Below are 12494 nucleotides of genomic sequence, written 5' to 3' on the forward strand. Positions count from 1 at the left end.
GAAACAGAGTTTTCCATTCCAGAAAAACTTTTAATTTGCCTTTTCCCCTGCAACCCGTTATAATGTTGTCCGTTACCTATCGTCTGAAAAGGAGGGCCGGAAATGAGGTCCTTTACCATCAATCAAAATGACAGCGGCCAGCGGCTGGACAAGTTTCTCACCAAAGCCGTCCCTCTGCTGCCCCAAAGTATGCTGTACAAGGGCATCCGCACCAAGCGCATCAAGGTCAACGGCAAGCGGGCTGAAATTTCCACTCGTCTGCAGCCGGGGGATCTGGTGGAGCTGTACCTGAACGATGAGTTTTTTGTCCAGGAAGACCAGCCTCTTGCTTTCTGCTCCGCCAGGGATGAACTGAGCATTATTTATGAGGATGAACATATCCTGCTGGCGGACAAGCCGGTGGGACTGGTGGTTCATGAGGATGATGAGGGAACGGTGGATACCCTCATCAACCGCATCACCAAATACCTCTGGAAAAAGGGAGAATATGATCCCGCCCGGGAGAATTCCTTTGCTCCCGCCCTGTGCAACCGTATCGACCGCAACACCAGCGGCATCGTCATCTGCGCCAAGGACGCCGAAGCGCTCCGCATCCTCAATCAGAAAATCAAAGACCGGGAGCTGGAGAAAACCTATCGCTGTCTGGTGTTCGGCGTTCCCAGCCCCGCTCATCAGTTGTGCCGGGCCTACCTGAAAAAGGACAGCGCCCACAACCAGGTGACGGTCAGCAGCCGCCCCTCTCCCGAAGCCAGAACCATTCTCACCGAATACACGGTCCTGGAGCAGGACAAAAATTTCAGCTTGCTGGAGGTACGGCTGCACACCGGCCGCACCCATCAGATCCGGGCCCATTTGGCCTTTTTGGGGCATCCCCTGGTGGGGGATACCAAGTACGGCACCGCCAAACAGAACCGGGGGCTACCCTATCGCTTCCAGGCTCTTTGCGCCTGGCGTCTTACCTTCCGTTTCACCTCTCCGGCGGGAGAGCTTGCGTACCTTAATGGCCGCAGTTTTACTGTAAAGGAAATTCCCTTTTCACTAAAAGACCTTTATAAAAAGCCAGTTTAACAGATACCATTTCTTTTTCTATTCAAAAACAATATGTCGCAAAAAGACAGGTCCGTGCCGTTTCTTCTCCGGTCGAACCTGTCTTTTCTTGTCTCGTTTTCCAGTTTAAATGGAGGGATTCAGCTTTTTCTCCTCTCAAACAGGCATACAGCTGTTGACATAAGCGCCAGCAGCGTCACCTGAAAAAACACATTTAAGACAGTGAAATTATAACTGTTGGACACTTCTCCAAACTCCAGCAGATACCGGCAAACAAGTCCTGACGCAACCAGGAATACATTGAAAACGGCAATCCTTCCCCCGGACCATTTGGGAAAAACAACAGCTTCCAAAGCACCAACAGCCTGATGGAACCATAACGCCCCCATCACCACCAGCAATCGGTGCAGAATGCCAAGGTCTACAGGGTTTTGAGGATTAAAGTTGACCATGGGGAAAAAGCCACCGTCAACAACAATGGAACAACAAAGGATACCCGCCAGAATTAACTTTTTGTGCTTCCGTGCCATTTCTTTCCCATCCATGTAACGCCTCCACCTCCCGGCAAAATTCCAACTATGGAAAAACCTGTTGGATAAGCAGATAAAACCGATCATTACCAGAAATCAGAACATACGCCTTATTTTTAGCCCCGTGCTCACGAAAGAAGGAAAACAGAGTACCACCGTTGGTTTCATCAACAGCAAACAGTATCCTAAGGAGCCATTTGGTCCCCCGGAAGCGTGTCCAACTTTTGGAGCACGCTCAAAATTCCTGTTATCTTATTAAAAGCATCCGCCCCAAAAGTTTTCTGTGCCGCCGCAGTCCAGGCCGTGGGTCATACTGGGATCACCTTACCCAAAGCGAAGGAATAAAGGATCCTTTGGGTGATGGTGATATCCAGCTGCTGCTCCAGAATCGACTGATACAGCCGCAGCTGCCCGGCGTACCTGGTGCGCAGGGTTTCCTCCTCCCGCACCAAATCGGTCTTGTAGTCCACAATGGTTCCCACGCCGTTTTCCATCATCACACAGTCGGCAATACCCTGAACCGTGACAGTGGAGCGCACCTGAAAAGCGGGATCGATGGCCCCCAGCTCCTGGGGCGTAAACTCCCGGAGAAAGCGGATCTCCCGGTAAAGCTGGTCCGCGGCAAGCATCCGCCGGCCAAGGGGGCCTTCCAACAGTTTCCGGAGCATCTGCCGGTCCATAAACTTCCCTTCCTCGGGGGTGATATAGCCCCGCTGCGTTAAACGGGCAATTTCTCCTTCCACATCGGCGGCAGCCTGGTGAAAGTCGGCAAACTGCATGAATTTATGGGCGGCAATTCCCCGCTCCGTGGGAGTGAGGGCCTGCCGAGTCAGCAGCTTGGGCCTGCGGGTGAAAAGGTATTCCTCCCGGTCCCCGCTGTGGACCAGCTGGGAGACGGAAACCTTGGCGGGGGTCTCGGTATCCTCCTCAAAGGGATAATGAAAGCGCAGCCGCTCTTCCAGTTTTTTGACCAAAGAGAGATTGGCGGGAGGCGCTTTGTGGGTCCCCGCCGCTTCCCGGGGCTGCAAAGTCTCGGAACCCGCCATACCGGCAAGGAGGCTTCCATCCTCAATGGGGCTGCGGCAGCAAACCGGCGGGCGCTGCAACAGAGAAGGGGGAAAATCCGGATGGTGGCAAAGAGCCGCCGCCAACCAGTCGTAATAGCAGGAGGCGGTACGGGCGGTCCAGCCGCTCACCTTCCCCGCTTCCATGGGCTGTGCTGCCAGCTTTTCCATCCGCTGGAGCCCCTTGTCATTGGCGGTGATAATCAGCCTCTCTCGGGCTCTGGTCATGGCCACATACAAAATCCGCAGCTCCTCCGACAGGGTGGCCCGCTTGTTTTCCAGCCGCACCGCCGCCAGGGGAAGGGTCTTGTGCTGGAGCATCCGCCGGTTATCCCGCAGGATACAGGCAAAGCCCAGCTCCGGATGAAGCTGCACATCAGCGTTGAGGTCCATAAGGTTGAAGGATGCGGCGGTATCGCAGAGGAACACCACCGGGAACTCCAGCCCCTTGGACTTGTGAACGCTCATCACCGACACAGCGTTGCCCGCCGCCGCGGTAGCCGAGGGCAAATCCTCCTCATACTGTTCCAGGGCGTACAGATAGGTGACAAAATCGCTGAAATCCCCTCCCACGCTTCCGGTATAGGAGGCGGCAGCCTCCATCAGAAGGTGCAGATTTCCCTGGCGCACCTCTCCCTGAGGCATGGCCAAAGCCTTTTGCTCCAGCCCTGTGAGGGTATAAATCATCTGGATAACCCCCTGTGCCGGTTGGGAAAGGGCCTCCCGCCGCAGGATGGTATAATCCTCTAAAAAGCGTCGGCAGGGCTCGTCCCCTTCTCCCGCCAGCTGACGTACCCCCAGGAACAAAGGCTCCTTTTCCGCCTTTTGGCGCACCTGGGCCAGCTGCTGGGAGGTAAAACCATAGAGGGCGGAGCCCAGCACCTGGGCCAGCTCCAGATCCACCATGGGGTTGACCAGAATTTTGAGATAAGAAACCACCGGAGCGATCTCCTTTGCCTCCAGAAATCCCCCTTGGCTGTCTGCCCAGTACCGAATGGACCGGGCTTCCAGCTCCCGGAGATACCGCTCTGACTTATTTTTGGGGGAGCGCAGGAGGATGCAGATATCCCGTGGCTCAATGGGCCGGGGACCGGATTTGTCCGTCACCAGGATTTTTTCCCGGAGCATCCCGTCGATTCGCTCCGCAACATACCGGGCTTCCAGGGCTACAGGGTCCTCGTCAGGGAACAGGGCGGGGTCCACCACCATCAGCTCCACCGGCAAATGCTGGCTCTCATCATAGGATGCTTTGGCGTAGAGGGCATCCTCCGGGCCATAGTCCATCTCTCCCACCTTGGGGCTCATCACCAGGGAAAAAAGATAGTTTATCAAACCTGTAGTCTCCTGGCGGGTGCGGAAATTGGCACTGAGGGAGATTTTCGCCGGGAAGCGGCCGCTTTCATAAGGGAAGTACCGCTCCTTCTTCTCCAGGAAGTTTTCCGGGCGGGCCTGGCGGAAGCGGTAGATGCTCTGCTTGACATCCCCTACCAGGAACAGGTTCCCCTCCTCCCGGGCCAGGGCGGAAAAAATCAGCTCCTGGGTGCCGTTGGTGTCCTGGTACTCGTCCACCAGGATTTCCTCATACTGCTCTCGCAGGGAAAACGCGATCTCCGAAGGGCGGCGGCCCTTCCCTTCTCCGGTATACAGCAGCCGCAGTGCTCCATGCTCCAGGTCCCCGAAGTCCAGCACTCCCCGGTCCAGCTTGGCGGCATCCAGCGCCCGGCCAAACTCCACCGTCAGACGGAACAGCTGCCGGGCCACCGGAGCCAGCTGAGCCATATCCTGGTGATATTCTGCTTCGGTCATGAGAAAAACCCGCTCCGACAGCTCCTTGAGGATGTCCTTATACTGGCCGCGCAGTCCTTGAACGGTGTTTTTCTTCTCCTCATCCTCGTACTTGGAAAGCCGCCCCAAAGGCTGGAAGGATACACCCCGAACCTGCTGCACCACCTGGCCCCAGCTTTCTGATGCCATCGTCTCCAGTAAACCCTCCACCTGGGCAAGGTCGCTGTGATAGGCCGGACCATAGGCGTTTTCCATGGCCTCGTCCCCTGCCATCAGCTCCAGCGCCCGCTCCAGCAGGGCTTTGCAGTGGCGCAGAGCGTCTTTGGCGTAATCCAGCAGGATCGCCGCCCAGGGGGTCTCATTAAGGGGCAGGTTTTCCTCCCACTCCTTCCCCAGCTCTGTCAGCCATTCCTCATAGAAGGGGTGGTTGCGGGCAAAGTCATATAGCCGCAGAATGGTTCGCTCCAGCTTCTGATCGCTGCGGGTAGAGGAAAGAAGCTCCACCAAATCGTAAAATCCCGGTTCCTTCTTCTGGTATTCCTCCTCCACCAGCTGCCGGACGGTGTCCATCCGCAGCACATCCAACTCCCGCTCATCGGCGATGCGGAAGTCCGCCGGGATCTCCAGCTGATGAAAATGCTGCCGCAGCAGAGTAATACAGAAAGAATGAATGGTGCTGATCTGGGCTGAATCCAACAAAATCTGCTGCCGGGCCAGCCGGGGGTCCCCAGGATTCTCCTCCAGAAGCTCCCACAGCTTCCGGGAAATCCGCTGCTTCATCTCCCCTGCCGCCGCGTTGGAAAAGGTAACCACCAGCAGATGGTCAGCATCCACCGGATGCTCCGGGTCAGTGAGGCGGCTGATGACCCGTTCCACCAGTACGGCGGTTTTGCCGCTGCCGGCGGCGGCGGACACCAGAATATTGCCCCCTCGACCTTTAATGGCCTGGAGCTGCTGTGGAGTCCATTTTACCTCAGCCATGATGTTCCTCCTCTCCCGTCCCCTTGCCGGCGATGTCCCGGAACAGGGGTGTATTGCGGTTGTTGCACAGGATGCCGTAATCACAGTAATCACAGGGGTTGAGATTGCCGCTATGGACCGGAAAGGGGGCGATTTCCCCTTTGGTCAGTGCGTCGGCCATCTGGGTGATCCGGTCATAGACTGCCTCCCGGATACGCCGGAATTCCCCGGCGCTGCCCACCTTGGAGGCGGCGGTGAGACCGCCCCCCTTTTTCTTTTTCACTGGAATGTACCGTCCCGCCAGTTCCCGCTCCATGGCTTCCAGCACATCGGGGTCATCCAGCACCATGCCCTTCATCCGCAAACTGCCGTCCACCTGGGAGCGGACCTGAGAAGCGTCCGCCGAGGAAGGCAGTTCCGCCGGGGACACCTTGCCGGGCATATACAGAATACCAGCAGGCTTCACCGGCCCGAAGGGGCTGCGGGGATCGTCGCACAGGGCGAAAAGATAGATGAGCATCTGCATATTCAGGCCATGGAACACCTCTTCCAGGCGGAAATCCTTGCCGCCGGATTTGTAGTCCACCACCCGGGCATAGCGGTCCTCCCCCTTGGCAAACAGGTCCACCCGGTCAATCTTTCCACGGATAACCACCGGCGTGCCATCCTGGGCTGTCAAAGGGGCGGGATGCACCATGCCATCGGGGCCCACCGGCACCTCCATCCCCGCTGCCTGGAACAGGCTCTGGTCAAAATCTTCTCCCACATGGCGCACCACCAGCAGCAGTACCGCCGTCAGACGTTCCAACTGATACCGGAAGCGCCCAGTCAGCTGGGTCAGGTCCGGCACCATGGCGCGGATATATTCCTCCAGCAGGCGGCGGATCTCCCTCTCCAGCTCCTCATCGGTCATGGAGGTAAGCCCCCTGCCGCCACGGCTGCGGAGCAGCTGCTCCAGCACATAATGGATGGCGTTGCCAGATTCCAGGGGGCTGTATTCCACCCTCTTCCGGGGCCGCAGCCGCAGCATACTGTCACAGAAGAAAAGGAAGGGACAGCGGTAAAAGTTTTCGATCCTGGTGGGCGAGACCGCCACCCTCCCCCGCAGCAGTCCCTTGGCGGCGGCAGGCTCCACCGGTCCCGCCGGAAGGTCCAGAGAAAGGCGCTCCATCAGTGCCAGGTAACGGTCGTCCCCCTGGCGGCGGAGAAGCTCTTCCAATGTTCCCTCCTGGGCCAGTCCCTTCCCTCTGGAGCGGGCATACTGCTCCCGGGCGGTGAAAAGATCCACCACAAAAAACTCCGGGGGCAGCTCTGAAGCGGTCTGTACCTCTCCGGGGAACATTCCGGCTAGCTGTACCACCGCCAGAGAAGGTTCCAGCTGTCCCCCTTCCAGGGTGGAGGCGGCGTAGGTGATGTACAGCCGCTCCCGGGAGGCAGTGAGGGCGGTATAGAGATAGAACCGCTCCTGGAGGGCCCGCTGATACCGTGGGGCGGACAGCTCCACCCCCCTGGCAATCAGCCGGGTCCGCTCCTGATCAGTAAACACCCCATGGGGCTGATAGCGGGCGGGAAAAACACCCTCGTTGACCCCTACGGCGAACACCACCTTGGGGGAACTGAGACGAACACGGTCGGCGGAACCGGCGATCACCTGATCGTTGGTGTTGGGGATATGGCCGATTTCCATACACCCCAGCGCCAGATGAAACAGCTCCACAAAGGTGTTCAGTGGATATCGCACCGAACCGATGCTGTCGCAAAAGAGATCCAGCACATCCACCAGCATCCCCCACAGCTGATCGTTTTCCTCCAGTTCCCGGCGGTCCTCGCCGTAGCTGTCCCGGAAGTGCTGTGCCAGATGGTCAAGGCCCCCGATGTCGGTCATAAAGGTATAAAGACCCATGGCGAACCCCTTGCCGTCGCACTGCTCCAGCCGCTTTTTCAGGGCCATGAGGGGCTCCATCACTTTGCGGCGGACTTCCTCCACCTGGGCCAACCGCTGTTCATAATCTTCCGGTGAGGCGCCGGTCATGCCGTCGGGGTCGTTGCGGAAGGGCTGGGTCCAGCCCTTTCCCTGGACCGACCAGACATAGGCGTAATTTTCCAGCGCCGCCGATTCCTCCATGGTCAGCCCCATGGCCGGAGACCGGGCCACTTTCAGTACAGCCTCCGCCTTCCAGCTGCCCCGGACACTGTCCAGCGCCGCCGCCAGCACCGCCACCACCGGCTTTGCCAACACCTGCTCCTTCCGGTCAAAAAACAAGGGAATGCCATAGGCGGTAAATACCGTCTGCAAAGCGGTCTCATAGTCCCCCATGGACCGGCAGACCAGGGCCATATCCCGGTAACGCAGCTTTTCCTCCCGGACCAGGCGGGAGATTTCCGCCGCGGCGAAATGGATTTCCTCATACTTGTCCCCACACCGAACAACAGCGATCCCCTCGCTGTTTTCCGGGGTCTGCTCCACTCTGCCCGTGGACAAAAACTCCTCCACAGTCTGAAGGGCCGGCAGCCGGGTACGGTGGTTTTCTTCCAGGCGCACCGGTCTTGCGGTGGGTATCCCGTGGCTGGAAGCGAATTGCAGCAGCCGCCGGGCTGTTTCCTTCTGGTCGTGGAAAATGTCTCCCCCTTCCCGGGTAGTGAGACCATCGGCGCAGAGGGAAAGGGTCACCTGCTCCCCCTGTTCCAGCATCAGTTCCACCAAATACCGCTCCGGCGGGCTGAAAAAGCCGAAGCTGTCCAGAAACAGCGTCTTCCCCCGGAAATAGCCCTGATCCCGGGCCAGCTGACCCGCCCGGGCAATATCATCCAGGGGATCGGCATAATCCCGGTCCACGATAGCCTGATAAGCCTCATATACCCGGATGATGTCCCGCAGCTTCCCTTGCAGCTGACTGTCCCCCAGGCCTTTGGCGGCCTGACGCAGGTCCTCCGGATAGGTACCGCAGCTTTTCAGCTCCTCGATGGTTTGGAGCATGGTGGTGAGAAAGGTGGTTTTCTGGCTCTGGCGCTGGTACATTTCCAGGGTATCCCGCACCTCCCCCACCGCCAGGCGCATCAGCACAAACCGGGCGGTGTCGGTCAGCCGCTTCCGGGCAAGGCCACCGTAAGCACGGAAGATATTTTCCGCCAGACGGCTGAAGCTGAGAACCGACAGGTTCATCGCCTGAGTTCCCCGCAGGGCCTGGGAGGCCTTCCGCTCCATCTCAAAGGAAAACTGCTCCGGCACCAGCAGAATCACCTCCCGATCCTGCCGGGCGGCCTGGATGGCCTCCTCCAGGATACGGGTGGTTTTGCCTGTTCCGGTTTTTCCCACAATCAGCTGAAACATATTTTTCCTCCCTTTGGACAAACAAGCCCTGGTTCTTCTAAGAGTACCCGGCGTTCCTTGAAACGCTTTGAGGCAGAAGATTTCATCTCTGATGGCTATCCCCCATCAGCTTGTTGATCACGCTGCGGGATTCAGCAAAAAAGTACAACATCTTCTTTTTGGGTTTATTGTATCATGAAGGGTCAAAAAGAACAATCGTTTTCCATCACTCAGTTTTGTTGTCTTTTATTCGGTTATCGGTTGAAAAAAAATTGTCAATGGAGTAAGATAGGAGCGTACAAAAGTTTTTCCCTCTCATCTTTTCTCTTTGGTCAGTTTGGACAGAAGGCAGGAAAACTCCTTCCGCTCTTCAGAGGCGATGCCAGAAAAGAAATTTTGAAAAAGGTGCCTTGCCGGGATTTTTTCGTGTCACTCTGGTGGTTTTTTGACGGCTGTTTTTCATCTCATGGTACCGGATGCTGATGGCGGTATTTTTTCTGCCCGCTTTTCTTTAGGAAAAGCTGTTTATGGTCGTCCCATCACAGTGGTTTTCTCCAGCCGGACAGGCTGATCTATGTAAAGCGCTCCCCTTCTCATTGCTGGCGTTGGGGAGAAAATTTATTTTTGCCAGCTGTTCCTGTTTCATTTCCAACAACGGCAATAAAGCCGGACAACATCATACACAGAAATGAGGTTTTTTGATGAAGGTCCATTCCAATCCCCACACTCACACCACCTTCTGCGACGGAAAAAGCACACCCCAGGAACAGGTCCTGTCCGCCCTTCAAAAAGGATTCACCGCACTGGGCTTCTCTGGCCACGCCCTCACCAGCTTTGATCTCAGCTGCTGCATAACACTGGAAAAATACCCGGAATATCTCCGGCAGCTGCGGCGGCTGCGGCAGCAATACTGGGGACAATTGGACATCCTGATCGGTATGGAGCAGGATTCCGCCCAGCTGATAAAGGCTGAAGACTTCGGCCTGCCTGCCGGTACGCCCAAGGAGGAGTGGCCCATCCAATACCGGATTGCCTCGGTCCACTGTATTCCCTCCCCCCAGGGTGGTCTGCCTTATGTGATCGACAGCACCCAGGAAGATGTGGCCCGGTGCTGCGACGAGGCCTTCGGCGGAGACGGTCTGGCCATGGCAAAAGCCTTTTTCAAAGAGGCCGTCCGCAATGCCTGGGAAGGCCAGGGGGATATTCTGGGACATTTTGATCTGATCCGCAAGCTTAATAATGGTCGTTTCTTTGATGAGGAAAGCCCGGAATATCAGAAAATCGCGCTGGATGCTCTGGAAGAGGCAGCGGAAGCGGGCATTCCCTTTGAGGTGAACACCTCCGGTTTCCGCTATGGCGCTCAAAACGCTCCTTATCCTGCCATCTTCCTTCTGCGCCGGCTGGCCCAGCGGAAGATTCCCATCATCCTCAGCTCAGACTGTCATTTGGCTTCCCAGCTGGATTTCCAGTTTGAGCGCACGGAAGAGCTGCTGCGGGAGTTGGGCTTCGATTCTGTTTTGGAGCTGGATGGCGGCGCTGCTCTCTTCAAAGAAACCAGCCTGAGATAAAAAGTTCGTATACTTCAAACTATTTTATAAAATTTCTTTATTCATTTTCTATCGGGCAGAAAACAGCAAGCCCCGCCGTCCCTGTAAAAAGGAGCGGCGGGGCTTGCTGCAATCCGGGAAGATTCCCGGAGCTGAGGAGAAGAATCAGTTTCAGATTTTCAGGGCGGTTCTGTAAGCGGTATGGAACGCGTCAAAAATCTTGCCGGGCTTGACGGCGTCGCCCACCAGATAAGCCTCCTTGCCGGCTTCACACAACTGCTGGTGCAATCCCTGCTGGGCCTTGAGGCCGATGGCCATGATCACAGTATCCGCCGGGATGGTAAAGGTCTCCTTGCGGTCCTCAACCAAGATTTCATTGGGACGGATTTCCAGCAGGCGGGTTCCGGTATAAATGGTCATATCCACTTTGGCGATCCGTTCCTGGTAAGCCAGACAATCGGTAACCGCCACGCCGTGCATAATCTCAGGCAGCATCTCCACCAAAGTGACCGGTGTACCTTTTTCCGCCAAATGGAGAGCGGTTTCAGTCCCTACCAGGCCTCCGCCAATGACCACGGTTGCCCCTTTTACTGGGGAAACACCATTGAGCACATCCAAAGCGTCAACAGCATTGGGCAGTTCCACACCCGGGATATGAGGAGTAATGGGACGGCTGCCTGTGGCACAGATAACAGCATCATAATCCGCCAGCTCTTCTGCCGTCACCTTCTTTTGAACAACCGGAATACCCAGCTTTTGGATCTGGCAGATCTGATAAGCCATCAAGGGACGGATATCCGCCTTGAATTCCGGTGTGGACGCTTCATGAAGCAGACCACCCAGTTCCTTTTCCTCAAAGAGGGTGACGTTGTGGCCCCGGAGGCGGCACACTCTGGCAGCTTCCATACCGGCGGGACCGCCGCCTACCACAGCGATCTTTCTGGCCTTGGCAGCGGGCAGGATCTCCAGCTCCCCTTCCCTGCTGATCACCGGATTGAGAGCGCAGGTGATGGAACGATAGTTAAAGAAGGTCCGCTCCAGGCAGCCCTCATTGCAGCGAATACAGGGACGGATATCCTCAGGGCGATCCTGCTGAGCCTTCATCGGCCATTCCGGATCGGCCCACAGGGGACGACCCAGACCCACAAAGTCTCCCTTACCGCTGGCCAAAATTTCCTCTGCATACTGAGGCAATGTGATGGAGCCGGATGCAATGACCGGCACCTTGACGGCCTTTTTCACCGCTTCCGCCGCCCAGACATTGTGACATGGCTCAATTGCCATGGGAGATACCTGATGGATCATCATATGGTGATCGCCGCCGGAGATGTGGAAAGCGTCAATTCCCTCTTTTTCCAGCACCTTGGCCAAAGCGACGGTTTCCTCAATGGGGAAGCCGTCCGGCTCATAGTCGGTACCGCTGAGACGGATGGTAACAGGAAAATCGGGTCCTACTTTCTTCCGTACATCCCGGACGATCTCCACATAGATGCGCATCCGGTTTTCCAGACTGCCGCCGTAAAGGTCGGTGCGATGGTTGGTGGTGGGCGAGAAGAAATTGGTCAGCAGATAGCCATGGGCTCCATGGATCTCCACCAGTTCAAACCCCGCTGTCTTTGCACGGAGAGCGGCATCGCCAAAAGCGTGAACAATGTCCTGGATCTCCTCAATGGTCAGTTCCTTCGGCACCGCCTGAACACCGTACTGATTCCACAGTTTTGGCCATGGAATGGCAGAAGGCGCACGCATGGGCTGCGTTCCCAAAAATTTCTGCCGCCCGCAATGCTCGATCTGGATGGCAGGAACAGCCCCCTGCTCCCGGATATTGTCCGCCAGCCAGCTGAGCCCTGGGATATGTTCGTTATTGGAGATACCCAAATGACAATGAGCGGATTTCGCACCGATGTCATCCACATAGGCATATTCCACAATGATCATTCCTGCTCCGCCCGCGGCCTGTTTGCGGTAATACCGAACCAGCCGCTCGGTCACGCTGCCGTCAAGGTTGCTCATACCGGAGGACTGAGGAGCCTTCATGATTCTGTTTTTCAATGTGAGGGTACCGATTTTTCCTGGTGTAAACAGATGGGGAAACATGGTGGACATACAATGGGACCTCCTTTTGTGTCTTTGTTTATTGGGGGAAGAACTTTGCTTCCCGCTTGTTCGTTATTATTTTAACAGTGTTTTTCTCCAGTTCTGTATCTTGTGATACTTATAACAATGTTGTATAATAAAATTACATACAAAA

6 protein-coding genes are annotated in these 12494 nt (G+C 56.4%); 2 read left to right on the plus strand and 4 right to left on the minus strand.

The annotated features are described in order from the left end of the window. Positions 1-102: 102 nt before the first annotated feature. Entirely contained in the window at positions 103-1068 is a 966-nt protein-coding gene (locus BQ5383_RS16650) for an RluA family pseudouridine synthase (RefSeq protein WP_071433853.1), read from the plus strand. Between the two features lie 119 nt (positions 1069-1187). Here the strand turns inward: BQ5383_RS16650 and BQ5383_RS16655 are convergent, their stop codons facing one another. The 3 genes from BQ5383_RS16655 to BQ5383_RS16665 all read right to left on the minus strand — a co-directional run bounded on the left by BQ5383_RS16655 (position 1188) and on the right by BQ5383_RS16665 (position 8717). Beyond that, positions 1188-1592 carry a hypothetical protein gene (locus BQ5383_RS16655; RefSeq protein WP_071433856.1) on the minus strand — a complete coding sequence of 135 codons (405 nt, stop codon included), beginning with the start codon at positions 1590-1592 and terminating at the stop codon, positions 1188-1190. 293 nt (positions 1593-1885) lie between these two features. Next, a complete protein-coding gene (addA, locus tag BQ5383_RS16660) occupies positions 1886-5407 on the minus strand; it encodes a helicase-exonuclease AddAB subunit AddA (RefSeq protein WP_071433858.1) in 3522 nt (1173 codons plus the stop codon). Next, entirely contained in the window at positions 5400-8717 is a 3318-nt protein-coding gene (locus BQ5383_RS16665; RefSeq protein WP_071433860.1) for a PD-(D/E)XK nuclease family protein, read from the minus strand. Before BQ5383_RS16665 ends, addA begins: the two co-directional genes overlap by 8 nt. Positions 8718-9397: 680 nt before the next feature. On the opposite strand from BQ5383_RS16665, the gene BQ5383_RS16670 reads away from it, so the two are divergent. Further along, positions 9398-10264, plus strand: coding sequence for a histidinol-phosphatase HisJ family protein (locus BQ5383_RS16670; RefSeq protein ID WP_071433862.1), 867 nt, complete (start codon positions 9398-9400; stop codon positions 10262-10264). A 150-nt stretch (positions 10265-10414) separates the two neighbouring features. Here BQ5383_RS16670 and BQ5383_RS16675 read toward each other — a convergent pair whose 3' ends face one another. After that, on the minus strand, positions 10415-12349 hold the full coding sequence (locus BQ5383_RS16675) for an NAD(P)/FAD-dependent oxidoreductase (protein WP_071433864.1): 1935 nt from the start codon (positions 12347-12349) through the stop codon (positions 10415-10417). Positions 12350-12494 lie beyond the last annotated feature (145 nt).

The sequence above is a fragment of the Angelakisella massiliensis genome, from assembly GCF_900104675.1.
GTDB lineage: Bacteria > Bacillota > Clostridia > Oscillospirales > Ruminococcaceae > Angelakisella > Angelakisella massiliensis.

What these genes read in the sequence shown, in the direction of transcription:
- BQ5383_RS16650 (WP_071433853.1), top strand. Translation starts at nt 103, where the DNA reads ATGAGGTCCTTTACCATCAATCAAAATGACAGCGGCCAGCGGCTGGAC.
- BQ5383_RS16655 (WP_071433856.1), bottom strand. Translation starts at nt 1,592, where the DNA reads ATGGATGGGAAAGAAATGGCACGGAAGCACAAAAAGTTAATTCTGGCG.
- addA (WP_071433858.1), bottom strand. Translation starts at nt 5,407, where the DNA reads ATGGCTGAGGTAAAATGGACTCCACAGCAGCTCCAGGCCATTAAAGGT.
- BQ5383_RS16665 (WP_071433860.1), bottom strand. Translation starts at nt 8,717, where the DNA reads ATGTTTCAGCTGATTGTGGGAAAAACCGGAACAGGCAAAACCACCCGT.
- BQ5383_RS16670 (WP_071433862.1), top strand. Translation starts at nt 9,398, where the DNA reads ATGAAGGTCCATTCCAATCCCCACACTCACACCACCTTCTGCGACGGA.
- BQ5383_RS16675 (WP_071433864.1), bottom strand. Translation starts at nt 12,349, where the DNA reads ATGTCCACCATGTTTCCCCATCTGTTTACACCAGGAAAAATCGGTACC.